Consider the following 23,983-nt stretch of genomic DNA (forward strand, 5'->3'; position numbering starts at 1 on the left):
GCGGGTGGCGGGTGGCGGGTGGCGGGTGGCGGGTGGCGGGTGGCGGGTGGCGGGTGGCGGGTGGCGGGTGGCGGGTGGCGGGTGGCGGGTGGCGGGTGGCGGGGACTCACCGGAGCAGAGGCTGCGTGGTGTCGGGCGGCAGAGGCCGCGAGAGTCCGAGTCGCCCATGGTGCGAGGGCCACGAGTGCGTGTCTGTGGCGTCCTTGAGTCCGCAAGCCCGCCCATCCGTGAGCTGGCCGAGCCGTGAGCCCGCGAGTCCGTGAGCCCGTGAGCCCGTGAGTCGGTCATGCCGCGAGTTTGTGAGCCGGGCGGTCACAAGTCCGTCAGCCCGTGCGTCCGTGCGTCCGTGCGTCGGCGAGTCGGCGAGTCGGCCATGCTGCGAGTTTGTGAGCCGGGCGGTCACAAGTCCGTCAGCCTGCGAGTCCGTGCGCCCGCAAGCCCGCAAGCCCGCAAGCCCGCAAGCCCGCAAGCCCGCAAGCCCGCAAGCCCGCAAGCCCGCAAGCCCCCAAGCCCCCAAGCCCCCAAGCCCCCAGCCCGCCCGGCGGGGGGTGCGGCGGGCGGGCTGGGGAGGGGAGGGGCTGTCGGGCTGGTGTGAGTGGGTGGGTGGCTTGGTGAGCGGGGCTGGCGGCCCGGGGCGTCGTCGTGTCCTCGGGCGTCGTGGTCTCAGCGGGTGTCGCGGCGGAGGGAGAGGGTTGCCGGGATGAGGGCGGCGAGGGTGTAGGCGGCCATGACGGCCGCGGCGCCGGCCGGGGAGAGGAGTAGTCCGGGCATGCCGTCGGCGCCGTACTTCGCCGCCAGGTCCACGCCGGCGAGTTGGGGGTCGAGGCGGGTGAGGAGGACGGCACCGATGCGGTTGTCCCAGGGAGACGGCAAATTCATCGCGACGATCGGCAGGACGTACCAGAGCGCCACGACCGCCGCGATGGCGCCGGCCGAGGAGCGCAGCGCCGTCCCCAGACCGAGACCGATGAGCGCGAACATGAGCGTCGACGGCCCCGCCGTGAGGAGTGCGGTGAGGTCGACCGGCTGATCGTAGAAGCGGATCGGGCGCTCGCCGATGATGGCGTCGCAGACGGCGTAGGTCAGCAGCGACGTCGCCGTCCCGACGACGAGGGCGCAGACGCCCAGAACGATCGCCTTGGCCGCCAGCACCTTTCCCCGTGCCGGGGTCGCGGCGAAGGTCGAGCGGATCAGTCCCGTCCGGTACTCGCCGGTCATGGCGAGGATCCCCAGAACGGCGAAGCACAGCTGGTTGACCGACAGCGTCAGCTCCTCCACCGAGGAGATCGAGAGGTGCTCGCGGTCGGCGGGGGACATCTTGTCCCACATCGAGGCCACGTACCAGGTGAGGGCGGCGCCCCCGGCGATGCTCGCGGCGATGACGGCCGCGACGATCCGGGTCGACCGCACCGAGTGGAGCTTGAGCCACTCGGCGGAGATGAGTCCGGTCATCGCACGTCCCGGCGGGTGATCGCGAGGTAGGCGGCGCCGAGGGAGGCGACGACGTAACCGGCGGCCATGGCCCAGGCGCCCGGCACGGAGAGCACGGTGTGCGGGACCGGGTCACCGGCCGGGCCGTCCACGATTCTGGGCGGCACCCCGGCGAGTTGGTCGGGGAGGCTGACCGGCAGCGCCGAGTAGATCCAGTGGCTAAACGGCTCCGGCAGGAACATCACCACCATCTGCCCGATGAACAGCAGCACGACCAGGATCGCGATCGCGCCCGTCGCCGAGCGCAGCAGCGCGCCCAGACCGAGCCCGAGCAGCGCGACCACGACCACCGAGCCGGCGAGCGCGGCGAGGTGCGGCAGCTGCTCACCGAAACCCGGCTCGTAGGCCGGCATCCGGTCGCCGACGACGGCCTCGCTGAAGGCGTAGGACATGAACATCACCGCGGAGGCCATGACCGCGGTGCCCGCCGCGACGACGGCCGCCTTCGCGACCAGCACGATGGGACGTCTGGGCACGACCGCGAAGGTCGAGCGGATCAGGCCCGTCGCGTACTCCGAGGTGAAGGTGAGGACCCCGACGATCCCGCCGAGGAGCTGCACGAACTGCAGGATCGTCTCCTCGGTCGTCCCACCGCCGGAGTTCTCGGCACGGGTCTGCGCCGAGAGGTTCTCCCAGGCGGTGACCCGCGCGAGGCTCAGCAGCGCGGCCCCGCCGATCAGGAGCACGGCCACCCCGAACAGGTAGTGCGTCGACCGCACCGACCGCAGTTTCAGCCATTCGGCCGACAGGACGCCGGTCATGACGCCACCGCCTTGTAGCCGGCGCTCTTGTGTTCAACACTGTCGGCGGTGAGTCGCATGTAGGCCTCTTCGAGGCTCGCTCCGCGCGGGGTCACCTCGTGCAGCGGGATCCCCTTGGCGGCGGCCAGGTCGCCGATCGACGGGACGTCGAGGCCCTGCACCGAAAGTCCGCCGCCCTCGGGCGTGACCGTCGCTCCCGCCGAGCTCAGGGCTGCCGCCAGCTCCTCGCCACGGGGGCTGCGGACGAGCACGCCCCGCTGGAAACGCTTGGTGAGTTCGCCGACGGTGGCGTCCTCGATCAGCTTCCCGCGGCCGATGATGACCAGGCGGTCGGCGGTCAACTGCATCTCACTCATCAGGTGACTCGACACCAGGACCGTGCGGCCGTCCCCGGCCAGGCCGCGCATGAGCTCGCGGATCCAGCGCACGCCTTCCGGGTCGAGGCCGTTGACCGGTTCGTCGAACATCAGCACCGCCGGGTCCCCGAGCAGGGCCGCGGCGATCCCGAGCCGCTGCTTCATGCCCAGGGAGAATGCGCCGACCTTCTTTCTGGCGACCCCGGCGAGACCGACGCGCTCCATCACCGACACCACCGCCGAGGTCCCGATCCGGTTCGTGCGGGCCAGGGCGCGCAGGTGGTTCAGCGCGCTGCGGCCCGGGTGGACCGAGGAGGCGTCGAGCAGGGCACCGACGACGCGCATCGGCTGCCTGATCTCGATGTACGGCCGACCGTCGACGAGGGCACGGCCCGAATCCGGTGCGTCGAGGCCGAGGATCGCGCGCATGGTCGTCGACTTGCCGGCGCCGTTCGGCCCGAGGAAGCCGGTCACCAGGCCCGGCTTCACCTGGAAGGACAGACCGTCGACGGCGAGGGTCCGGCCGTAGCGTTTGGTCAGTTCGATGACTTCGATCATGTGTCAAGCCTGGGCTTCGCGGCGCTCTTCCACATCGGTCCAGGAACCGCACTCGCGGACTCGACCCGGGTATAGGTCGAAGCCCCGGAAGCGGGCCGTCTCATCCCCGGGTATGACGTCCCCTGGTCCAAGGCGACGGCTGACCAGTGGCGTTACCGTCGGGTGCGTGGTCATCGAAGAGGAGATCCGCCCGCTGTTCAGCCGACGGCTCAGCCGGGCGCAGCTGATCGCCGTCGACGTCGGCTTCGCGCTGCTGTACACGCTCGCGCTCGCCGGGCTCAGCTCCTCCGCCGAAGGCACCGACTTCGGTTACGGCGCGCGCCTGGCCGGCGCCGCGGCCATCGCCCTCCCGCTCGCCGTGCGACGCCTGTGGCCGCTGCCGGTCTTCGGTGTCGTGCTCGCCGCGACCATCGGCGCCCTCGCCGCCGGGCTCCTCCGGGAGCCCCTCATCTCCTCGGCCCTGGCCCTCTACATCGTCGCCGTGCGTGAACCCCGGCGCCGCTGGGAACCGGTCTTCGCCATCGGCGTGACCAGCGCTCTCATCATCGTCTGCTCGTCGGGAGTGGGCACCCGTGACTGGTGGGCGGCCGACTTCGGCGTCCTCGTCGTGGGCGCGGCCGTCCTCGGCTCGGCGTGGACGGTCGGCCGGGCGGTCCGTGAACGCCGCGCCTATGCCGAACGCACCCGCGCCCAGATCGCCGGGCAGGCCGCCGCCGAGGAACGGCTGCGCATCGCCAGGGAGCTCCACGACGTCGTCGCCCACAGCATGGGCGTCATCGCCGTCAAGGCGGGCGTCGCCAACCACGTCATCGAGTCCCGCCCGCAGGAGGCGCGCGACGCCCTCCGCGTCATCGAGTCCGCCAGCCGCAGCGCGATGGTCGAGCTCCGGCAGATGCTGGGCGTCCTGCGTCACGCGGCGGAACCCGGTGAGGACGACCCCCTCGCCCCCACGCCCGGACTCGCCGGAATCCCCGGTCTCGCCGAACGCGCGCGACTGGCCGGAGTCGGCGTCGAACTGGACCTCGCCTCGCCGGGCGGGCTGCCCGGAGGCGTCGAACTGGCCGCGTACCGGATAATCCAGGAGGCACTGACCAATGTGGTCAAGCACGCCGCCCCCACGCGCTGCCGGGTCCGTCTCACCGACGACGGCAGGGCGCTGCGCATCGAGGTCGCCGACGAGGGCCCCGGCAGGCGGGTCCTCCCGCCCGGCCCCGGCGGGCACGGGATGCTGGGGATGCGCGAGCGGGTCGCCGTCCACGGCGGTGAGCTCAACGCCGGTCCGCTGCCCGGTGGGGGCTTCCGGGTGGCCGCGACCCTGCCGTACCGATCCGAGGGGGATACGTGACGACGAAAGTCCTGATCGCCGACGACCAGGCGCTGCTGCGCGGCAGTTTCCGGGTACTGGTCGACAGCGCCGAGGACCTTGAGGTGGTCGGCGAGGCCGCGACCGGCGCCGAGGCCGTCGAACTGGCCGCCTCCACCGCCCCCGACGTCGTGCTCATGGACGTCCGGATGCCCGAGATGGACGGCCTGGAGGCCACCCGCCGGATCTGCCCGGCCTCGGACACGCGGGTGCTGATCCTGACCATGTTCAACCTGGACTCCTACGTCTACGAGGCCCTGCGCGCCGGCGCCAGCGGTTTCCTGCTCAAGGACGCCCCGCCCGCCGAACTCCTCAACGCGATCCGCGTCATCGCCGCCGGGGACGCCCTGCTCGCGCCGGCCGTGACCCGGCGCTTGATCGCCGACTTCGCCGCCCAGCCCGGCCCGGACAAGCCCCTCGCGCGGGGCCTCGACGGAGTCACCGAACGCGAACGCGAGGTCCTCGGGCTGGTCGCCAAAGGCCTGTCGAACATCGAGATCGCCAAACATCTCCACGTCAGTCTCCCCACGGTCAAGTCGCACGTCGGACGCCTGCTGATGAAGCTGGCCGCGCGCGACCGCGCGCAGCTGGTCATCGTCGCCTACGAGTCGGGCCTGGTCACCGCAGCGAAGCGGTGACCAGGAAGGGCGGTCAGGCGTCTCTTCGCTTGAGCAGGAACCACCCGGCCGTCAGCGCGACCACGCCGTAGGCGGCGAGCACGGCCCCGGCACCCCACGGGTCGTACACCGCGTTCGGGTCGATGCCGGCGAGTTGGCCGGGCAGCTGGATCGGGAGGGAGGCGAAGACCTTCATCCCGAGCTCGGCGGGCAGGAACTGCGCGACGATCGGCAGCACGAACAGGATCGCGGTGACGGCGACCAGCGCGCCCGCCGTCGCTCGCAGGATCGCGCCGAGGCCGAGACCGAGCAGGGCCATCGCGACCACGGAGGCCGAGTTGGCCAGCAGGCTGGGCATGGCGTCCCCGAGGGACTCCCATGCGCGGATGGGGGCCGGGCGGTCCCCGGTGATGGCCGCGCCGAGGAAGTAGGACCCGAAGGACATGGCGAGCCCGGCCACGGCGGCGACGGCCGCCGCGACGACGGCCTTCGCGGCGAACATCCGCCCGCGCGCCGGAACCGCCGTCAGGCTCGTGCGGATCATGCCGGTGGCGTACTCGGAGGTCATGACCAGCGCGGCCAGCGCCGCCAGGCAGAACTGGGTGACCGGCAGGGCCAGCTGCCCCGGGTCCGCCGAGCCGAAGACGGCCTGGACGTCGGGTGTGGAGGAGTCGTAGTCGGCGGTCATGAGGTAGGCGACGAACCCGCCGACGGCCACCGACAGGACCACCGCCGAGAGGTACATGTACGTCGACCGCACCGACCGCAGCTTCTGCCACTCCGAGGCGATCGTGCGGGTCAGGCCCGAGGTGTTGCGCTCGGCGGCGGGTGCCGCCGGGCGGGTGGCGGTGAGGGTGCTCATGCCGCGCTCCTTTCGGTCTCGCCGCGGGCGTTGATCCTGGTGGCCCGGTACTCGACGGTGTCGTCGGTCAGTTCCATGTAGGCCTCCTCCAAGGAGGCCGTGCGCGGGGTGATCTCGTGCAGGACGACACCGCGCGCGAAGGCGAGCTCGCCGATGGCGGCGGCCTCCATCCCGGTCACCGACAGGGAGCCGTCGGGGGCGGCGGTGGCCGCCGCACCGGCCGCGACCAGGGCCGCCGACAGGGCCTCGGCCTGCGGGGAGCGGACCAGCACGCCTCTCTGGTGGCGCTCGGCCAGCTCGGCCATCGACGCCTCGGTGATGAGTTTCCCGCGGCCGATGATGACCACGTGGTCGGCGGTGAGGGCCATCTCGCTCATGAGGTGGCTGGACACCAGGACCGTGCGGCCCTCGGCGGCCAGGTCGCGCATGAACTCGCGGATCCAGCGGATCCCCTCCGGGTCGAGCCCGTTGACGGGCTCGTCGAACATGAGGACGCCCGGGTCGCCCAGGAGCGTCGCGGCGATGCCCAGGCGCTGCTTCATGCCCAGGGAGAAACCGGCGACGCGCTTGCGGGCCACGCCCGCCAGCCCGACCTGCTCCAGCACGCGCGTGACGCGGGCGCCGCCGATGCCGTTGCTGGTGGCCAGGCACAGCAGGTGGTTGAACGCCGAACGGCCGCCGTGCACGGCGCCGGCGTCGAGCAGTGCACCGACGTGGTGCACCGGGTTGCGCATGGCCGCGTAGGGCTTGCCGTTGACGAGCGCCTGCCCGGAACTCGGCCGGTCGAGGCCGAGGATCGCCCGCATCGTCGTCGACTTCCCGGCGCCGTTCGCACCGAGGAAACCGGTGACCCGACCGGGCTTGACGGTGAAGGAGAGGTTGTCGACGGCCGCTTTGGCGCCGTAACGCTTCGTGAGTTGCCTGACCTCGATCATGTCCTCAACGATCGCGAAAACCCCGCCCGGACGCATCGGACCGTGGCCTGGAATCCCGGTAGGACCCAGGACGGACGATCCGCCCCCGGACCCGGCCCCCCTCGGACCCAGGTATGACATCCACCGGTCCGATGCGCCCACTGATCAGCACCTATACCTTCGAATGGTGACCGATCCCGCGCTCCGCACCCGTCTGACCAGGTGGCCCGCCGCCTGGCACCTCATCGTGATCGACGTGCTCGCCGGGATCGTCATGACCGCCATCTACATCGGCTTCGGCACCGAGTCCGGCGACGCCTCACCCGACTACACCGGCCCCACGTGGGTCTCCGTCATCGTCGCCATGGGCGTCGGCCTGCCCATCGCCGTGCGAAGGAAATGGCCACTGCCCGCCCTGGCCGTCGTCATCGCGTGCTCCTCCCTGGCCACGATCACCGCCATGACACGCGAGCCCTACACCGCGACCATCCTCGTGATGTACATGGTCGCGCTCGCCGAGCCCCGCGCGCGCTCGATCATCGCCCTCGTCACCGTCATCGTCGTGGCCGCCGGGTCGCTCATCTCGACCGTCGGCATCTACGAGACGAGCTGGGAGGACGCCCTCGGCCTCCTGGTCTTCCTGACCGCCGCGCTCATCGCCTCCTGGGTCATCGGGCACGTCACGCGCAGGCTGCGGCTGGCGGAGATGCGCGCCAACGAGGAACGGACGGAGAAGGCCATCGTGGACGAACGCCTCAGGATCGCCCGGGAGATGCACGACGTCGTCGCGCACTCCCTGAGCGTCATCGCCGTCAAGGCCGGGATCGCCAACCACGTCGCCGAGGAACACCCCGGGGCCGCCAGGGACGCGCTGAAGGTCATCGAGACGATCAGCCGCGGCTCCCTCACCGAGATGCGCAGAATGCTCGGGGTCCTGCGCGCCGAGGGCGACGAGGAACTCGACCTCGCGCCCGCGCCCGGGCTCGCCGACATCCCCGCGCTCGCCGAGCGCGCGAGACAGGCGGGCGTCGGCGTCGACCTCGACGTGTCCGGGGTGGACGACCTGCCCGACGGCGTCGCCCTCGCGGTGTACCGGATCGTGCAGGAGGCGCTGACCAACGTCGTCAAGCACGCCGCCCCGGCCGACTCGCACGTGCTCGTCGCCGGGGCCGACGGCGAGGTGCGCGTCGAAGTCGTCGACGACGGTCCCGGGCACCGGACCATGCCCGAACGCTTCAGCGACGAGCCGGGGCACGGGCTGGCCGGCATGCGCGAGCGGGTGATGATGTACGACGGCGTGTTCGAGGCCGGGCGAAGACCCGGTGGTGGGTTCGCGGTCCGCGCGCGGATCCCCTACGCCGTCCGCGACGCGGCCGAAGGTGGGGTGGACACGGCGTGAGCGAGCCGGTGAAGGTGCTGATCGTCGACGACCAGGCGCTGTTGCGCGGCAGTTTCCGGCTGCTCGTGGACACCGCGCCGGACCTGACGGTCGTCGGTGAGGCCGACAACGGGGTGCAGGCGGTCGCGTTGGCCGCCGAGACCTCGCCCGACGTGGTGCTCATGGACGTGCGCATGCCCGAGATGGACGGCATCGAGGCGACCCGCCGTATCACCGCCGCCGGTGGCGACACGCGGGTGCTGATACTGACGACCTTCGACCTCGACGCCTATGTCTACGCCGCCCTGCGCGCCGGGGCGAGCGGGTTCCTGCTGAAGGACACGCCGCCCGGGGAGCTGCTGTCGGCGATCCGTGTCGTCGCGGCGGGGGAGGGACTGCTCGCGCCTTCGGTGACGCGGCGGCTGATCCGCGAGTTCGCCGAGCGCCCGCAGGCGCCTTCGGCCGAACTCTCGGCGGAACTGGCGGGTGTGACCGAACGGGAGCGGGAGGTGCTGACGCTGATCGCGAAAGGGTTGTCGAACACCGACCTCGCGGCTCACCTGCACCTGTCGCAGGCGACGGTGAAGACGCACATCGGGCGGCTGCTGGCCAAGCTCGGGGCGCGGGACAGGGCGCAGCTGGTGATCATCGCGTACGAGTCGGGACTGGTGGGGGTGGGGGAGAGGGGGGAGAAGTAGGGGCTGGATCAGCCCGACGACCCCGCCGACAGCTGGGACACCCGCTGGTACGAGATGCCGAGGATCGCGCCTGCGTCGCGGACGGACACGCCGGCGGCCTTGAGGCGATCGATCGCGTCGCGCATCGCCTGCGCCTCGGCGGCAACGGCGGCCCGCTTTCGATCGCGGGCGGCCTGGAGGGCCTCGATGGCCGTTTCCCCGTGGTCAGGGAGAATCGGGACGAGTTCGACGTCAACGTGCTCCGGGTCGACGTCGAGCATGGACGCGATGGCGTCACGGGCCATCTCCTGAGCCTGCGCCCAGGTGCGGCCTTGGGTGAATACGCCGGGCAGCTCGGGCACGGTGACGGCCCACCAGGCGCCTTCGCGTTCGGCGACCGCTTGGTAGGTGCTCATCGGCAAGCTCCTTCCGCGATCCGGATGATCGCCTTGGCCGTGCGTTCATTGATCTCACGGTGGCGCGGGATCGTGAACTGGACGGTACCGAGTCGGACGACGTCATGGCTCGCACCGTGCCGCACCAGGACGAGCTCGGCCCCGTGCGACTTCGCGATCTTTCGGAGAGTTCGGATGAGTTTGTCCAATTTCATGACGCATGTCTATCCTACACGAACAATCATCGTCTAGTCAGGGTGAACATCCTCTATCTCCTTCCCTCCCCCTCCAGCTCCACCCGCAACACCAGCCCGCCTCCGTCGCGCGCCTCCACCTCGATCCGCCCGTCGTGCGCTCGCACGACCGCGTCCACGATGGACAGTCCCAGCCCCACGCCCCTCGCCGACTCCACGCGGTCGTTGCCCTCGCCTCGCCGGAACGGCTGGAACAGCGCCGGGATCTCGTAGGCCGGGACGTGCGGGCCGGTGTTCGTCACGGTCAGCACCGCCTTCCCGTCCTCCGAGGTGGTGGCGACGTCGATGGTGCCGCCTTTGGTGTTGTGCCGGATGCCGTTGGCGATCAGGTTCTGCACGAGCCTCTCCAGCAGCATGGCGTCGCCGGAGGTGAACGCGGGCGAGGCGTCCACCGACACCGTCACGCCGGCGTCCACGGCTTCGCCGGTGAGTTGGCCGGCGACGTGGGCGACGACGTCGGCGAGGTCGACCGGCGCGGGTCTCGGGACGGGGTTCTCCGAGGCGGCGAGGGTCAGCAGCCCGTCGATGAGCCGCTCGTGGCGCACGTTGACCGCCAGCAGGTTGGCCGTCAGGTCCCCGACGCGCCCGTCGGGGTCGGGCCGGGCGGCGGCGACCTCCAGCAGCGTCCGGTTGATGGCCAGCGGCGTGCGCAGTTCGTGGGATGCGTTGGCCACGAAGCGCCGCTGCCCGTCGAAGGACCTGTCGAGCCGTTCCAGCATCTCGTCGAAGGTGTCGGCGAGCCGTTTCAGCTCGTCGCCGGGCCCGGCGAGGTTGATCCTCTCGTGCAGGTTGCGGTCGGCGACGCGCCGGGCGGTCTCGGTGATCGCCTCGATCGGCCGGAGCACGCGTCCCGCCATCAGCCACCCGAAACCCACGGCGAACACGCCGACGAGGACCAGCGCGACGGCCGACCACACCAGCAGCGACTCCAGCGTCGCCGCGCGGGTCGCGTCCTGCCTTTCGATGAGGCTGTTGACCAGGGCGATCACCGTGTCCTTGTCCGGCGGGAGCTGAGCACCGCTCATGCTGCCGAGTTCGGCGGCGTCGGTGCGGGTCAGTCCCGTCGCGTACAGCCGCTCGCGGACGAGGAAGTAGACGACGGCGATCAGCACGCTCCCCGCCAGCAGGAAGGCGCCCCCGTAGAGCACGGTCAGCCGTGTGCGCAGTTTCATCGGATCACGTACCCCACTCCCGCGAGGGTCTCGATGACGGGCGGGTCGGCGAGTTTGCGCCGCAGCGTCATCATCGTGACCCGCACGACGTTCGTGGCCGGGTCGATGTGCTCGTCCCAGACCTTCTCCAGCAGCCGCTCGGCGGACACGACGGCCCCGTCGGCGCGCATCAGCTCGGCGAGCACGCCGAACTCCTTGTTCGACAGCGGCACGTACCGCCCGTCGCGGAACACCTGGCGCCGGACGCTGTCGAGGGAGATCCCGGCCCTTTCCAGCACCGGCGGCGCGGCCGGTGCCGAGCGGCGGGCCAGCGCGCGGACGCGGGCGGTGAGTTCGGCGAAGGCGAAGGGCTTGCCGAGGTAGTCGTCGGCGCCGATCGACAGGCCGTGCACGCGGTCGGCGACGCCGGTGGCGGCCGTCAGCATGAGCACGCGTGTGGTGCGCCCGCCTTCGGCGACGCGCCGGCACAGTTCGTCGCCGCCCATGCCGGGCAGGTCGCGGTCGAGGACGGCCACGTCGTAGTCGTAGACGGCCAGCCTGGTCCGCGCGGAGTTCCCGTCGTAGCAGACGTCGACGGCCATCGCCTCGGCCCGCAGGCCCTCGGCGATGGCGTCGGCGAGCATCCGTTCGTCCTCGACCACCAGTACGCGCATGCCGTCGAGTCTCCCCGCCGGGGCATAAGACCGGCGTAAGGATCGGCGTTGACGCCCACCACATGGCCCGCGGACTTCACTTCACCGCACACGTGAAGGAGGTCTCACGATGAGACGAGCGATCTGGGCCGCCGCGGCGGCGGCCGCCGCGGTACTGCTGCTGTCGGCCTGCGGGCCGGGTGACGGCGAGGACGTCGCCACGGCGGGCGGGGATCCCGCCTCGGGCGCCTCGGCGCCGGCGGAGCTCTCCGAGGAGGAGATGCTGCAGTTGTTCGTCGGCTGCATGCGCGAGCAGGGCGTCGACATGCCCGACCCGGGCCCCGGTGGGGACCTGACCGGGCTGCGCGACTACTTCCTGGACAACCCGGAGGCCGTCGACGCCTGCCGCGACAAGCTCCCGACCGGTGACCAGCCGACCGAGCTGGACCCGGCCGACCAGGAGGCGATGATGGAGTTCGTGGCGTGCATGCGCGACAACGGCGTCGACATGCCCGACCCGGACCCGAACGGCAAGCCGCAGTTCGACCCGAAGCTGCTCGACGACCCGGATTTCAAGACGGCCATGAACGCCTGCCAGGACCTGCTGTCCGGATTGCGGGGCGAGTGATGAGGGGACGGATCTGGGCCGCCGGGGGCGCGGCCGTGGTCGTCGTGGCCGGCGCGGTCGTGGTCGCCCTCGGTGCCTTCGGCGGGGACGGGGAGGCGGCCTCCACCGACCTGCCGCCGGGTACGACGGAGGTCCGCCGCCAGGACCTGACGCGCACCGAGCGCGTCGACGGGACCTTGACCTACGGCGAGGCGACGCCGCTGTCGGGGAGCCTGCCGGGGACGGTGACGTGGCTGCCGGCGGCGGGCGCGACCGTCCGGCGCGGCAAGGCTCTGTACAAAGTGGACGACGATGCGGTGGTCGTCATGTACGGCCTGCTTCCCTTGTGGCGTGAGCTCTCTCCGGGGACGAGCGGGCCGGACGTGCGGCAGCTGGAGGAGAACCTGGAGGCCTTGGGATATACCGGTCTCACCGTCGACTCCGACTACACCGGCGCCACCGCCGACGCCGTCCGCGCCTGGCAGGACGACGCCGGGCTGCCCGAGACCGGGACGGTCGCGCCCGGCCGGGTCGTGTTCGCCGACGGCGCCGCGCGCGTCGCCGAACTGTCGGTCGCGGTCGGCGGGCCCGCCTCGGGGCCGGTGCTCACCTACACCGGCGGGAAGCGGGAGGTGCGCGTCGACCTCGACGTGGCCGATCAGGATCTGGTGAAGAAGGGACTCGGCGTCGCGGTGACGTTGCCCGACGGGTCCACTGTGGATGCCGAAGTCGCACGGATCGGGACGGCGGTGCAGTCCGGAGAGGCCGCGACCGGCGGCGAGGACGGTGCCGACACCATCGAGGTCAACGTGTCCATAAAGGACCAGAAGGCGCTCGGGTCGCTCGACTCGGCACCGGTCACCGTCGAGCTGACCGCCGAGACCAGAGAAGACGTGCTCGTCGTCCCGGTCGAGGCGCTGCTCGCCTTGCGGGAAGGCGGATACGGCCTGCAACTCGTGGAGGGCGGCTCCACCCGGATCGTCGCGGTCACGGCCGGGATGTTCGCCTCCGGCCTGGTCGAGGTCAGTGGCGAGGGCCTCGCCGAAGGCGTGCTCGTGGGGCTGCCGTCATGAGCCTGGTCGTTCTGGAGGGCGTCACCAAGAGCTACCCGGGTGACGTCGTCGCCCTTGACGACGTCTCGCTGTCCATCGGCCGCGGCGAGCTCGTCGCGATCGCCGGCCCGTCCGGTTCGGGGAAGTCGACGCTGCTGCACCTCGCGGGGACGCTCGATCGTCCGACGGTGGGGACGGTCACCGTCGCCGGACGCGACATCGCTTCCCTCGGCGACCGGGAACTGTCGCGGTTGCGGGCGGCCGAGCTGGGCTTCGTGTTCCAGCAGTTTCATCTGGCGGCGGGGGTCTCGGCGGTGGACAACGTCGCCGACGGGCTGCTGTACGCCGATGTCGCCCGACCCGAGCGGCGCCGGCGTGCGTCCCTCGCGCTGGAGCGGGTCGGACTCGGCCACCGGACCGGCCACCGTCCACATGAGATGTCGGGCGGGGAACGGCAGCGGGTGGCGATCGCCCGCGCGATCGTCGGCGGACCGTCGCTGCTGCTGGCCGACGAACCGACCGGCAACCTCGACTCGGCCTCGGGGGTGATCGTCATGGACCTGTTGCGGGACCTGCATTCCGGCGGGACCACGGTCGTGGTCATCACCCACGACCGGGACATCGCCGCGGCCCTGCCGCGCCGGATCGAGATGCGCGACGGGAAGGTGGTCGGCGATGCGCTGGGCTGACGCGTTCCGGGTCGGCGCGCACGGACTGCGGGCGCGGCCGCTGCGGGCGGTGCTGTCGGCGGTGGGCATCGCGATCGGGATCGCCGCGATGGTCTCCGTGGTCGGCATCTCGGCGTCGAGCCGGGAACTGCTCGACCAGAAGCTGGACCGCCTCGGCACCAACCTGCTCACCGTCGCGCCCGGCCAGTCCCTGTTCGGCGACGCATCGCAGCTGCCGCTGTCGGCCGAGACGATGATCGGCGCGATCGGGCCGGTCGAGTCACTGTCGGCGACGGGGATGCTCACCGAGGCGGCCGTCTACCGCAACGACCGCGTCGATCCCGGGCGCACCAACAGCATCGGCGTGCGCGCGGCCCGGCTCAACCTGCTCGACGTCGTCGGCGGCACCATCCACAGTGGACGATGGCTGGACCCGGCGAGCGAGGCCTATCCGACGGTCGTGCTCGGCGCGCGCACCGCCGAACGCCTCGGGATCGCCGCCGCCGACCCGGATCTCCAGGTCTGGCTCGGCGGACAATGGTTCACCGTCATCGGGATCCTCGACGAGATCGAGCTCGCCCCGGAACTCGACACCTCGGCACTCGTCGGCTGGCCCGCCGCACAGTCCTATCTGGACTTCGACGCGCACGCCACCACCGTCTACACCCGCGCCGCCGAGACCGCCGTCGACGACGTCCGCGCCGTCCTCGGCGCCACGGCCCACCCCGAACACCCCGACGAGGTCGACGTTTCGCGGCCCTCCGACGCGCTCGCGGCCAAGAACGCCACCGACGAGGCCTTCACCGGGCTGCTGCTCGGCCTCGGCGCGGTGGCCCTGGTCGTCGGGGGTGTCGGCGTGGCCAACACGATGGTCATCTCGGTGCTGGAAAGACGCGGCGAGATCGGCCTGCGCCGGTCGATTGGCGCCACCCGGGGCGACGTGCGCGTCCAGTTCCTCATGGAGTCGGCGCTCCTGTCACTGCTCGGAGGCGCCGGCGGCGTCGCGCTCGGCGCCGCCGTCACCGCCGCCTACGCGCTGAGCAAGGACTGGCCCGTCGCCGTCCCCGCGTGGGTGCTCGCCGGCGGCTTCGCCGCGACCGTCCTCATCGGCGCCGTCGCCGGCTGGTACCCGGCCGCCAAGGCCGCCCGGCTCTCACCGACCGAGGCGCTCGCCGTGCCCTGACATGGCATCCGTCACCCGGTCTCCTGGCGGCGCCGAAGCTGCCAGGAGACCGACCCGGCGGTGCCGGGCTTACCCAGAGGTATGGACTTACCGAACGTAAGGTTCCAGCCTATGGTCACCACATGTCCGAGATTCACGTGGAGATCTGGTCCGACCTGCTGTGCCCCTGGTGCTTCATCGGCAAACGCCGCTTCGAGGCCGCGCTCGCCGCCTTCGAGCACCGCGACGACGTCCGCGTCACCTGGCGCAGCTTCGAACTCGACCCCGGCCGCGGCACCGGCCCCGAACTCAACATCCCCCAGCACATCAGCCGCGACCTCGGCCTCCCGCAACCGGAGGCCGACCGCGTCGCCGACAAGGTCACCCGGCTCGCCGCCGAGGTCGGGCTCACCTACCGGCTCGAACGGGCACGACCCGTCAACAGCTTCGACGCCCACCGCCTCATGCACCACGGCGAAGCCGAAGGACTCGGCGAACCACTCCGCGAACGCCTCATGACCGCCTACACCGCCGAAGGCGCCGACCTCTCCGACCACGAACTGCTCGCCGCACTCGCCGCCGAAGCCGGACTCGACCAGGACGGCGCCATGGCCGTCCTGGCATCGCGGGCCTACGGCGAACAGGTCCGCGCCGACGAACGCCGGGCACGAGACCTCGGCGTCACCGGCGTGCCGACCTTCGTGTTCGCCGAACGCCTCGCCACCTCCGGCGCCCAGACCGTCGAGGTCTTCGCCGACCTGCTCACCAGGGCTCGCAACGGCTGACATGGCGGGCTTCGGCCACCCGCGCCGAAGCACCGGACGGCCCCACCAGGGGCGTGCCACGATCGCACTCGGCCGCACTCACGCGGCCGACGGGGGAGGAAACATGCGCACGCTCACACGCGCGGGACTCGCGGCGGCGACCGCGGCCGTACTCGCGCTCGCCCCGGCGGGGGAGGCCCTGGCCGCGCAGGGCACGTTCTTCTATGTCGGCGACAACGGCGAGGAACTCAACATCGACGACCCCGAGAACGGCGAGTGCTACCTGCTCGTCAGCGGTGCCCGGCGGGCGGGCAACTTCACCGACACGGTCGCGTGGGTCTACGCCGAGCACGGTTGCGAAGGCCCGGTGATCATGATGACGCCGGGGACGATGGCCGACTTCTACGACCCGATTCCGCACGGGGTCATGTTCGGCTGACCGCCTACGACCCCACCGACAGGTCGAGCGCGCCCGGGAGGGCGGCGAAGCCGTCGCGGACCAGGACGGCGAGCCACGTGGCGTCGGCGGGCTCCTTCACCGCCCAGTCCTGGTTGGCCGTGTGCCACACCGCGAGCATGAGCTCCAGTGCCAGGCGGAGCCGCAGGTCGGTCGGGTCGAGACCGGCACGGCCGCCGAGGATCAGCGCGATCTCGGCGGTCGTGTCGGCGCAGAAACGCAGCTCGCGCGCGGTGAGGGCGGGGGTGCGGTCGGCGATGCGGCGGCAGGCCAGGAACTGACCCGCCCACTCCGGCTCCATCGCCTCGATCGAGGCCAGCAGGAGCCGTTCCAGGACGCCGATGAGCGGCCCGTCGAGCCGGGCCTCGGCGATCAGCTCGCCGAAGACGCTCCACAGGCGCTGCTCGGGTGCGAGGACGACGTCCTCCTTCGAGGCGAAGATCCGGAAGAAGGTCCGGGTCGACACCTCCACGCTGTCGGTGAGGTGCTCGATGGTCACCGCGTCGAAGCCGTGCTCGCCGAACAGTGCGATCGCCGCCTCCACGAGTTCGCGGCGGGTGCGCAGCTTCTTGCGTTCGCGCAGGGACAGGTCGGTGACGGTCACGGCCGCGAGTCTAGTGGCGGGGGAGCGGTTTCGCGTGTTGCGCGGCTTCCGGCAGGCGGGCGCGTCGGCCGGCGAGCGGCGTTCGGCGGTGGTGGGCGTTGGCCTGCCGCGCGCGTTCGCCGCCCACCGGCGTTCGGCGCGCATGGGCGTTCGGCGGTGAGCGGCGTCCGCCTCTCGCGGGCGTTCGCCGCCGATGGGCATGGGGCACCCGCGCGCGTTCGCCGTTGATGGGCGTTGGGCACCGGAGCGCGTTCGCCGACGGGGGGCAATCGGCGGTGGTGGGCTTTCGCCCATGGGCGGCGGTCGACATTCATAGGCGTTAGCCTATCGTAGGCAATCGCCTATGAATGCCAAACTGCACGCAGTGCAGTTTCCTTGCCTCTGGAGCTCCCCATGCGCGCACTTGCCATCGACCACTCCGCTCCCGGCGGTCTCGCCTTCGCCGAGGTCGCCGACCCGGTCCCGGCCCCGAACCAGGCCCTCGTCGAGGTCAAGGCCGTCTCCCTCAACCCCGGCGAGCTACTCCACCTCCTGCCAGAGGGCGCCGACGGCGAGGTGTACGGCTGGGACGCCGCCGGTGTCGTGGTGCGGGCGGCCGACGACGGCAGCGGCCCGGCCGTCGGCACGCCCGTCGTCACCCTCCGGTGGACTGGAGCGTGGGCGCGTCTCCGCGCCGTCGACACCGCCTGGCTCGGCGTCGCGCCCGACGGCGCCGACTTCGGTGCCCTCGCGACGATTCCCGTCGCGGCGGGGACGGCCCTGCGCGTGTTGCGCAAGATGGGCTCGATCCTCGGCCGGCGCGTGCTGGTCACCGGGGCGACGGGAGCCGTCGGCCGCTACGCCGTGCAGCTCGCGCACCGGGCGGGGGCCCACGTCATCGCCGCCACCCGTAACGTGGCCGCCAACGGGCCGGCGCTCAAGGCCCTCGGTGCCGACGAGGTCGTCGTCACCCCGGCCGAGATCGCCGGACCCGTCGACGCCGTCCTCGACCACGTCGGCGGCGAGACCCTCGTCGAGGCCTTCGCGGCCATGACCGGCGGCGGGCTGCTCGTGTCCATCGGCAACACCTCGGCCACCGGCGAGCACTTCCCCTTCGGGGCGCTCTTCGCCGACGCCGCCACCCACGACCGCCGGATCTCCAGTTTCATCATCACCGGTGAAGGTGACCTGAGCGCCGACCTCGGCTGGCTCGCCCATGAGGTCGCCGCCGGGCGCCTCGACCCGGGCGTCGGTCACCGCGCCGACTGGTCGCGGGCGCCTGCGCTCGTCGCCGCCCACGCGGCCGGCGAACGGCTCGGCAAGATCGTCCTTGACGTCTCCTGACTCGCGGCCCGGCTGTCCCGGGGTACCGGCCCGCCGTGGACGTTTCCCGACGTGAAGGCCCGGCCGTCACCGGCCGGGCCCACCGCGGGCGTCTCCTGACGCGTAAAGGCCCGCCAATCTCGATGGGCCGGTGCCCGCCGTCAGCGTCTCCAGGCACGGGCGAGCCCGTCCGCCCTGATGGGCGGGTGCCCGCCGTGGACGTCTCCAGGCACATGAAGGCCCGTCAATTCCGAGGTGCCGGCTCGCCGTCAGCGTCTCCTGACACGCGCAGGCCCGCCCTGATGGGCACGGTGTCCGCTGTCAACGTCTCCAGGTGCGCAAAGGCCCGCCAATCCCGATGGGCCGGTGCCCGCCGTCAGCGTCTCCTGACACGCGCGGGCCCGCCCGTCCCGAGGTGCCGGCCTGCCGTGGACGTCTCCAGGCACGCGCGGGCCCGCCAATCCCGATGGGCCGGTGCCCGCCGTCAGCGTCTCCTGACCCGCGCGGGCCCGCCCGTCCCGAGGTGCCGGCCCGCCGTGGACGTCTCCTGACGCGCGGGCCCGCCCGCCCCGATGGGCCGGTGTCCGCCGTCAGCATCCCTAGGCACGCGCAGGCCCGCCAACCCCAAGGTGCCGGCCCGCCGTCAGCATCCCCCAACCCGCGCGGGCCCGGCCGCCACCGGCCGGGCCCGCGTCGGAGGCGAGAGGCGCTAGCGCTTCTTCTTGCCCTTCTTGTCGGGGATGACGAGGTTGAGGCCCCAGTTGACCAGGCCCACGATCAGCGCGCCCCACAGCGCCGCCCAGAAACCCTCCACGTGGAACGAGAGGTCGATCGCACCGGCGATCGCGCTGGTCAGCAAGAACAGCAGCGCGTTGACCACCAGGGCGAGGAGCCCCAGCGTCAGCACGTAGAAGGCGCAGCCGATGGTCTTCACGATCGGCTTGATGACGGCGTTGACGAGCCCGAAGATCACGGCGACGGCCACGAGCACGCCGATCTTCTCGATGACCTTCCCGTCACCGATGGTGATGTCGTCGATGAGGAGCGTGGCGACCCAGATGGACAGGGCGGACGCGGCGATCTTCAGCAGCAGAATGAGAAGTTTCTTCAGCACGCGGCCCATGGTGCCACCTGCGCGCACACGTGGTGATCCCCGATTCGTGACCATTCCGCTCCGGCGGGGCACTGGCGCGCGCCCGCTAGCGTGCCGCGTGTGTACCAAGTGGACGGACCGCCCTCGGTCGCGCGCCAGGCCGCGCCCTGGGTCATGGGCGCGATCGGTGCCCTGTGGCTCCTCCTGTGCTGCTCGTTCGGAGCCGCCTGGTTCACCACGGCTGTCGACACCGGCCCGGCTGGCGGCCAGTTCCGCGGCGAGGCCGAACGCGACGCCGGTGTCTTCCTGATCCTGGTCGCGGTCGGCTCGGTCCTCGCGCCGCTCGGGATCACGCTCTACGCCTGGCGCGTGCGCCTCCGGGCGGTCATGTGGGTCTTCGCGGGCGTGACGGTCGCGTCGACGGCGGCCTCGGTGTCGCTGATCGCGTGGGACATCGCGACGCGGACGCCCTAGCGGCGAAGGCCCGGTGCCGATCCGTGACTCTCGTGTGACCCCCGGCGCCGGGGATGCCGCTATCGTCCAAGGCGGAGGGGGTCGACATGGAAGAAGAGCAGAACCGCTTACACCGCGACCACACCATCGCCGAACTGCTCGGCGCCGACCGGCGGCGCCGTTCGCGGCCTCGCCCCGCCGGAGCACCGGCCGGTACGCCCGTCGACTGCGCACGGAAGTTACGGTCGCGCTTCGTCGCCACGATCGTCCTGTTCACCGCCGTGTGGGCGACGGCGATGTGCGCCTTCGTCACCGGCTTCGCCGGTAACTACCTGCTCTACCCGTACGCGACCCGCGACCCCGCCCGCGAACGCGCCTTCGACGCGCTGCCCCTGTGGTTTGGCGTCGTCGCCGTCGCCGGGCCGCTGCTGATCGCGTTGATCGCCGCCTTCGGGCGGCTGCCGTGGATCGCGGTCGTCTACGCCGCCGTCGCGCTGCTGTGCGCGTTGCTCGCGCACGGCCTCGCCGGATACGCCGACGACTTCACGCCGGAGAAGCCCGAACCCACGTCCCAGTACGTCGTGGAGTGAAACGCCACCGCGCGGGTATCCCCCGGGCATGCGCAAGGGATACGTCATCGCGGTGACCGTGATCGGGCTCGTGTGGGCCGTGGCGGTGTGCGCGCTGGCCTCGCGCTGGCTGGACTCGGCCGTGCTGTTCACGACGCCGGATCGCGACGAGGCCCACCGCAACGCCGTCGACACGGTGTGGCTGGCGGGCGTGACGCTCGCCGGTCCGGTCGTGGTCGCGCTGGTCGCGAAGGCCGGTGGGCTCAAGGCGGTGTTCACCGGCGCCTGGATCGCCGCGGCCGTGCTCGCGCTGCTGCTGGCCTTTCCGGTCTATCAGGCCTTCGGCGTCGCGTAGCCGGGTCCATGATGGACGCATGAATGTCTTCGCGCAGGTGTTCGCCGGTGTCGCCGGGATCGTCCACGTGCTCATCTTCGTGCTGGAGAGCGTCCGTTTCCCGCGCGACCCGAAGGTCCAGGCGAACTTCCGGGTCGCCCCGGAGGACGTGAACGCCGTGCGCCCTTGGGCGTTCAACCAGGGCTTCTACAACCTCTTCCTGGGACTCGGCGTGCTCTTCGGCCTGACCCGGATCTGGGCCGGCGACGACCCGGCCGGGAAGGCGCTGGCCGGGTTCGCCTGCGCGTGCATGCTCGGCGCGGCCGTCGTCCTCGTCGCCACCGACCGGCGCATGCTGCGCGGCGCGCTCGTCCAGGGCGTGGCGCCGCTGCTGGCGCTGCTGGTGATGACGGCGAGCGCGGTCTAGACGCGAAAGAACCCCCGGCCGGAGCCGGGGGTTCCGTCGAAACGCGGTCCTACAGGATCGTCCAGGTGTCGCCGCTGTGCAGCAGCTTCTCCAGTTCGGCACCCGACTCGGTGCCGGTCGACGCCTCGGTGAGCTGGTCGCGCACGATCGAGTCGTAGGTCGGCCGCTTCACCGAACGCAGCACGCCGATCGGCGTGTGCCGCAGGTCCAGGCCGGGCAGGCGCGACAGCGAGAAGGCGTAACTCGGGTCGGCGACGGTCTCGTCGTGGACGACGACGTCGGCCGGGTCGACCGTCGACGACTCGACGACGCCGAGGCCCCAGCCGGTGCGCACGACCGACCACTCCGCCTCCTTGCCCATGGTGATCGGCTCACCGTGGACCAGGCGGATGAGGGCCTCGTCGCGCGACTCCGGGTCTTTGAGGACCTCGAAGGCGCCGTCGTTGAAGATGTTGCAGTTCTGGTAGATCTCGACGAAGGCGCTGCCCTCGTGCTCGGCGGCCGCGCGCAGCACCGACGTGAGGTGCTTGCGGTCGGAGTCGATGGTCCGCGCGACGAAGGAGGCCTCCGCGCCCAGGGCCAGCGACAGCGGGTTGAAGGGCCAGTCCACCGAGCCCATCGGCGTCGACTTCGTCAGCTTCCCGACCTCGGAGGTCGGCGAGTACTGGCCCTTGGTCAGGCCGTAGATCCGGTTGTTGAACAGCAGGATCTTGAGGTTGACGTTGCGGCGCAGCGCGTGGATCAGGTGGTTGCCGCCGATCGACAGGGCGTCGCCGTCACCGGTGACGACCCACACCGACAGGTCGGGCCGCGACACGGCGAGGCCCGTCGCGATCGCCGGGGCGCGCCCGTGGATCGAGTGCATGCCGTAGGTGTCGAGGTAGTACGGGAAGCGCGAGGAGCAGCCGATGCCCGACACGAAGCAGATGTTCTCCCGCTTCAAGCCCAGTTCGGGCAGGAAACCCTGCATCGCCGCGAGGATCGCGTAGTCCCCGCAGCCGGGGCACCAGCGGACCTCCTGGTCGCTCTTGAACTCCTTGGCGGTCTGGGGAGCGGTTGCCTTGGGCACCAGGTCGAACGCCGTTCCCGGGCGGGGACCGGACTCGGTGATGGCCTCAGACATTCTTGACGACCTCCTCGAAGACCGACTCGAGTTCGGTCGACGTGAACGGCAGTCCGCGCACCTGCTGGTAGCCGACCACGTCGACCAGGAAGCGGGCACGGAGCACTTGGGACAGTTGGCCGAGGTTCATCTCGGGGATGACGACTTTGTCGTAGGAGGCGAGCACCGCGCCGAGGTTGGCCGGCATCGGCGCGAGGTGCCGCAGGTGGGCCTGGGCGATGGAGTGACCGTTGGCGCGCAGCTTGCGGCAGGCGGCACCGATCGGGCCGTAGGTGGAGCCCCAGCCGAGCGCGAGGACGCGCGCGTCGCCGTCGGGGTCCTCGACTTCGAGGTCGGGCACGTCGATCGCCTCGATGCGGGCGGCGCGGGTGCGGACCATCAGGTCGTGGTTGGCGGGATCGTAGGAGATGTCGCCGGTGCCGTCCTTCTTCTCCAGCCCGCCGATGCGGTGTTCGAGACCGGCGGTGCCGGGGATCGCCCACGGCCGGGCGAGGGTCTCCGGGTCGCGCTTGTACGGCCAGAACACCTCCTCGCCGTTCGGGAGGGTGTGGTTCGGGCCGTCCGCATAGGACACCTGGAGGTCGGGCAGTTCGCTGATCTCCGGCAGGCGCCAGGGTTCGGAGCCGTTGGCGAGGTAGCCGTCCGACAGCAGGATCACCGGCGTGCGGTACTTCAGCGCGATCCGGGAGGCCTCGATGGCGGCGTGGAAGCAGTCCGACGGCGAGCTGGCCGCGACGACGGCGACCGGGGCCTCGCCGTGGCGGCCGAAGAGGGCGATGTTGAGGTCGGCCTGCTCGGTCTTGGTCGGCAGGCCCGTCGACGGGCCCGCGCGCTGCACGTCGACGACGACGAGCGGCAGTTCGAGGGCGACGGCGAGGCTGATCGTCTCCGACTTCAGCGCCACGCCCGGACCGGAGGTCGAGGTGATGCCCAGGGCCCCGCCGTAGGACGCGCCGACGGCGGCGCCGACGGCGGCGATCTCGTCCTCGGCCTGGAAGGTGGTCACGCCGAAGCGCTTGTGCTTGCTCAGTTCGTGCAGGATGTCCGAGGCCGGGGTGATCGGGTACGCCCCGAGGAACACCGGCAGTCGCGCCTGCACGCCCGCCGCGACCAGCCCGTACGCGAGGGCGGTGTTGCCGGTGATGTTGCGGTAGTTGCCGGCGGGCAGCTTGGCGGGCTTGACCTCGTAGCGGACCGCGAAGCCCTCGGTGGTCTCGCCGTAGGCCCAGCCGGCCTTGATGGCGGCGACGTTGGCGCGGGCGATCTCCGGGCGGGAGGCGAACTTGCGCTCGATGAACGCGATCGTCGACTCCACCGGGCGGCTGTACAGCCAGCTGATCAGCCCGAGGGCGAACATGTTCTTGGCGCGCACGGCGTCGCGCTTGGCCACGTCGAGCTCTTCGAGCGCGGTGACCGTCATCGAGGTCAGCGGCACCTGGTGCACGGTGAAGTCGGCGAGGGAGCCGTCCTCGAAGGGGCTCACGGCGTAGCCGACCTTGGCCATCGGGCGCTTGCCGAACTCGTCGATGTTGACGATGACGGTCGCCCCGGCGGGCAGGTCGGCGACGTTGGCCTTGAGCGCGGCCGGGTTCATCGCGACCAGGACGTCCGGTTCGTCACCGGGGGTCAGGATGTCGTGGTCGGCGAAGTGGAGCTGGAAGCTCGACACCCCGGGGAGGGTTCCGGCGGGCGCGCGGATCTCGGCGGGGAAGTTCGGGAGGGTCGACAGGTCGTTGCCCAGCTGCGCGGTCTCGGAGGTGAACCGGTCACCGGTCAGCTGCATGCCGTCGCCGGAGTCGCCCGCGAAGCGGATGACCACGTGATCGAGCTGCCGGATCTGCTTATCGCCGGGCTGTTTCGCACTTGAGCCCGCAGACTCGTTCACTGGCCCTCCTCGGGCTGGGCGCCTGAATTTTTCCGGTGACGGAAGAACATGGG

General features: G+C 71.5%; 27 protein-coding genes. 15 read left to right on the forward strand and 12 right to left on the reverse strand.

Going from position 1 to position 23,983, the window contains the following annotated elements; all coding sequences use genetic code 11:
* Positions 1 to 663: 663 nt before the first annotated feature.
* Genes HNR73_RS24415 through HNR73_RS24425 form a run of 3 tightly spaced genes read right to left on the reverse strand, consistent with a single transcriptional unit; the run spans position 664 to position 3,166 of the window.
* Positions 664 to 1,452 carry an ABC transporter permease gene (locus HNR73_RS24415; protein ID WP_184789935.1) on the reverse strand — a complete coding sequence of 263 codons (789 nt, stop codon included), beginning with the start codon at positions 1,450 to 1,452 and terminating at the stop codon, positions 664 to 666.
* Positions 1,449 to 2,252 (reverse strand): ABC transporter permease, encoded by an 804-nt coding sequence (locus tag HNR73_RS24420; protein WP_184789936.1) that lies wholly within the window; start codon positions 2,250 to 2,252, stop codon positions 1,449 to 1,451. Before HNR73_RS24420 ends, HNR73_RS24415 begins: the two co-directional genes overlap by 4 nt.
* Positions 2,249 to 3,166, reverse strand: a complete 918-nt coding sequence (locus tag HNR73_RS24425; RefSeq protein WP_184789937.1) for an ABC transporter ATP-binding protein — start codon at positions 3,164 to 3,166, stop codon at positions 2,249 to 2,251. Before HNR73_RS24425 ends, HNR73_RS24420 begins: the two co-directional genes overlap by 4 nt.
* 166 nt (positions 3,167 to 3,332) lie before the next feature.
* Between HNR73_RS24425 and HNR73_RS24430 the strand changes: the two genes are divergently transcribed.
* Together HNR73_RS24430 and HNR73_RS24435 are read left to right on the forward strand one after the other, a co-directional pair.
* Entirely contained in the window at positions 3,333 to 4,511 is a 1,179-nt protein-coding gene (locus tag HNR73_RS24430) for a sensor histidine kinase (RefSeq protein ID WP_203686997.1), read from the forward strand.
* A complete protein-coding gene (locus HNR73_RS24435) occupies positions 4,508 to 5,167 on the forward strand; it encodes a response regulator (protein WP_184789939.1) in 660 nt (219 codons plus the stop codon). Before HNR73_RS24430 ends, HNR73_RS24435 begins: the two co-directional genes overlap by 4 nt.
* Positions 5,168 to 5,180: 13 nt before the next feature.
* On the opposite strand, the gene HNR73_RS24440 is transcribed toward HNR73_RS24435, so the two are convergent.
* The gene (locus tag HNR73_RS24440) at positions 5,181 to 6,008 is read right to left on the reverse strand and encodes an ABC transporter permease (protein ID WP_239122403.1); all 828 of its coding nucleotides are present in this window, start codon (positions 6,006 to 6,008) and stop codon (positions 5,181 to 5,183) included.
* On the reverse strand, positions 6,005 to 6,943 hold the full coding sequence (locus HNR73_RS24445; RefSeq protein ID WP_184789940.1) for an ABC transporter ATP-binding protein: 939 nt from the start codon (positions 6,941 to 6,943) through the stop codon (positions 6,005 to 6,007). Before HNR73_RS24445 ends, HNR73_RS24440 begins: the two co-directional genes overlap by 4 nt.
* 166 nt (positions 6,944 to 7,109) lie before the next feature.
* Here HNR73_RS24445 and HNR73_RS40855 point away from each other — a divergent pair, with 166 nt between their 5' ends.
* Both HNR73_RS40855 and HNR73_RS24455 read left to right on the forward strand, forming a co-directional pair.
* Positions 7,110 to 8,321 (forward strand): sensor histidine kinase, encoded by a 1,212-nt coding sequence (locus tag HNR73_RS40855; protein WP_203686999.1) that lies wholly within the window; start codon positions 7,110 to 7,112, stop codon positions 8,319 to 8,321.
* A complete protein-coding gene (locus HNR73_RS24455) occupies positions 8,318 to 8,998 on the forward strand; it encodes a response regulator (RefSeq protein WP_184789942.1) in 681 nt (226 codons plus the stop codon). The genes HNR73_RS40855 and HNR73_RS24455 overlap by 4 nt, the downstream gene beginning before the upstream one ends.
* A gap of 8 nt (positions 8,999 to 9,006) precedes the next feature.
* Here the strand turns inward: HNR73_RS24455 and HNR73_RS24460 are convergent, their stop codons facing one another.
* The 3 genes from HNR73_RS24460 to HNR73_RS24470 all read right to left on the reverse strand — a co-directional run bounded on the left by HNR73_RS24460 (position 9,007) and on the right by HNR73_RS24470 (position 11,451).
* The gene (locus HNR73_RS24460) at positions 9,007 to 9,393 is read right to left on the reverse strand and encodes a type II toxin-antitoxin system HicB family antitoxin (RefSeq protein ID WP_184789943.1); all 387 of its coding nucleotides are present in this window, start codon (positions 9,391 to 9,393) and stop codon (positions 9,007 to 9,009) included.
* Between the two features lie 247 nt (positions 9,394 to 9,640).
* Positions 9,641 to 10,798, reverse strand: coding sequence for a sensor histidine kinase (locus HNR73_RS24465; protein WP_184789944.1), 1,158 nt, complete (start codon positions 10,796 to 10,798; stop codon positions 9,641 to 9,643).
* Entirely contained in the window at positions 10,795 to 11,451 is a 657-nt protein-coding gene (locus HNR73_RS24470; protein WP_184789945.1) for a response regulator transcription factor, read from the reverse strand. Before HNR73_RS24470 ends, HNR73_RS24465 begins: the two co-directional genes overlap by 4 nt.
* Positions 11,452 to 11,560: 109 nt before the next feature.
* On the opposite strand from HNR73_RS24470, the gene HNR73_RS24475 reads away from it, so the two are divergent.
* From HNR73_RS24475 to HNR73_RS24500, 6 genes are all read left to right on the forward strand, one after another.
* On the forward strand, positions 11,561 to 12,058 hold the full coding sequence (locus HNR73_RS24475; protein WP_184789946.1) for a hypothetical protein: 498 nt from the start codon (positions 11,561 to 11,563) through the stop codon (positions 12,056 to 12,058).
* Positions 12,058 to 13,110, forward strand: coding sequence for a peptidoglycan-binding protein (locus HNR73_RS24480; protein WP_184789947.1), 1,053 nt, complete (start codon positions 12,058 to 12,060; stop codon positions 13,108 to 13,110). The genes HNR73_RS24475 and HNR73_RS24480 overlap by 1 nt, the downstream gene beginning before the upstream one ends.
* A complete protein-coding gene (locus tag HNR73_RS24485; RefSeq protein ID WP_184789948.1) occupies positions 13,107 to 13,778 on the forward strand; it encodes an ABC transporter ATP-binding protein in 672 nt (223 codons plus the stop codon). The genes HNR73_RS24480 and HNR73_RS24485 overlap by 4 nt, the downstream gene beginning before the upstream one ends.
* Positions 13,765 to 14,940: an ABC transporter permease gene (locus tag HNR73_RS24490; RefSeq protein ID WP_184789949.1), complete on the forward strand. Its 1,176-nt coding sequence runs from the start codon at positions 13,765 to 13,767 to the stop codon at positions 14,938 to 14,940. Before HNR73_RS24485 ends, HNR73_RS24490 begins: the two co-directional genes overlap by 14 nt.
* Before the next feature lie 122 nt (positions 14,941 to 15,062).
* Positions 15,063 to 15,704, forward strand: a complete 642-nt coding sequence (locus tag HNR73_RS24495) for a DsbA family oxidoreductase (RefSeq protein WP_184789950.1) — start codon at positions 15,063 to 15,065, stop codon at positions 15,702 to 15,704.
* 103 nt (positions 15,705 to 15,807) lie between these two features.
* Positions 15,808 to 16,122 carry a hypothetical protein gene (locus HNR73_RS24500; protein WP_184789951.1) on the forward strand — a complete coding sequence of 105 codons (315 nt, stop codon included), beginning with the start codon at positions 15,808 to 15,810 and terminating at the stop codon, positions 16,120 to 16,122.
* 4 nt (positions 16,123 to 16,126) lie between these two features.
* Here the strand turns inward: HNR73_RS24500 and HNR73_RS24505 are convergent, their stop codons facing one another.
* Positions 16,127 to 16,744, reverse strand: coding sequence for a TetR family transcriptional regulator (locus HNR73_RS24505; protein WP_184789952.1), 618 nt, complete (start codon positions 16,742 to 16,744; stop codon positions 16,127 to 16,129).
* Positions 16,745 to 17,137: 393 nt separating this feature from the next.
* Here HNR73_RS24505 and HNR73_RS24510 point away from each other — a divergent pair, with 393 nt between their 5' ends.
* Positions 17,138 to 18,067 carry a zinc-binding dehydrogenase gene (locus tag HNR73_RS24510; protein ID WP_184789953.1) on the forward strand — a complete coding sequence of 310 codons (930 nt, stop codon included), beginning with the start codon at positions 17,138 to 17,140 and terminating at the stop codon, positions 18,065 to 18,067.
* A 688-nt stretch (positions 18,068 to 18,755) separates the two neighbouring features.
* On the opposite strand, the gene HNR73_RS24515 is transcribed toward HNR73_RS24510, so the two are convergent.
* Positions 18,756 to 19,160 carry a phage holin family protein gene (locus tag HNR73_RS24515; RefSeq protein ID WP_239122404.1) on the reverse strand — a complete coding sequence of 135 codons (405 nt, stop codon included), beginning with the start codon at positions 19,158 to 19,160 and terminating at the stop codon, positions 18,756 to 18,758.
* A gap of 99 nt (positions 19,161 to 19,259) precedes the next feature.
* Between HNR73_RS24515 and HNR73_RS24520 the strand changes: the two genes are divergently transcribed.
* The 4 genes from HNR73_RS24520 to HNR73_RS24535 all read left to right on the forward strand — a co-directional run bounded on the left by HNR73_RS24520 (position 19,260) and on the right by HNR73_RS24535 (position 20,922).
* Positions 19,260 to 19,613, forward strand: coding sequence for a hypothetical protein (locus HNR73_RS24520; protein WP_184789955.1), 354 nt, complete (start codon positions 19,260 to 19,262; stop codon positions 19,611 to 19,613).
* An 86-nt stretch (positions 19,614 to 19,699) separates the two neighbouring features.
* Positions 19,700 to 20,182 carry a hypothetical protein gene (locus HNR73_RS24525; RefSeq protein WP_184789956.1) on the forward strand — a complete coding sequence of 161 codons (483 nt, stop codon included), beginning with the start codon at positions 19,700 to 19,702 and terminating at the stop codon, positions 20,180 to 20,182.
* 28 nt (positions 20,183 to 20,210) lie between these two features.
* A complete protein-coding gene (locus tag HNR73_RS24530; RefSeq protein WP_184789957.1) occupies positions 20,211 to 20,516 on the forward strand; it encodes a hypothetical protein in 306 nt (101 codons plus the stop codon).
* A 19-nt stretch (positions 20,517 to 20,535) separates the two neighbouring features.
* Complete coding sequence (locus HNR73_RS24535) at positions 20,536 to 20,922, forward strand: DUF1304 domain-containing protein (RefSeq protein ID WP_184789958.1); 387 nt, start codon at positions 20,536 to 20,538, stop codon at positions 20,920 to 20,922.
* 49 nt (positions 20,923 to 20,971) lie between these two features.
* Here HNR73_RS24535 and HNR73_RS24540 read toward each other — a convergent pair whose 3' ends face one another.
* On the reverse strand, positions 20,972 to 22,045 hold the full coding sequence (locus tag HNR73_RS24540) for a 2-oxoacid:ferredoxin oxidoreductase subunit beta (protein ID WP_184789959.1): 1,074 nt from the start codon (positions 22,043 to 22,045) through the stop codon (positions 20,972 to 20,974).
* Complete coding sequence (locus HNR73_RS24545; RefSeq protein ID WP_275414601.1) at positions 22,038 to 23,930, reverse strand: 2-oxoacid:acceptor oxidoreductase subunit alpha; 1,893 nt, start codon at positions 23,928 to 23,930, stop codon at positions 22,038 to 22,040. The genes HNR73_RS24540 and HNR73_RS24545 overlap by 8 nt, the downstream gene beginning before the upstream one ends.
* Between the last annotated feature and the right edge of the window lie 53 nt (positions 23,931 to 23,983).

Origin of the sequence: Phytomonospora endophytica, assembly GCF_014202425.1 — a bacterium.
In the GTDB taxonomy this organism is placed as follows: domain Bacteria; phylum Actinomycetota; class Actinomycetes; order Mycobacteriales; family Micromonosporaceae; genus Phytomonospora; species Phytomonospora endophytica.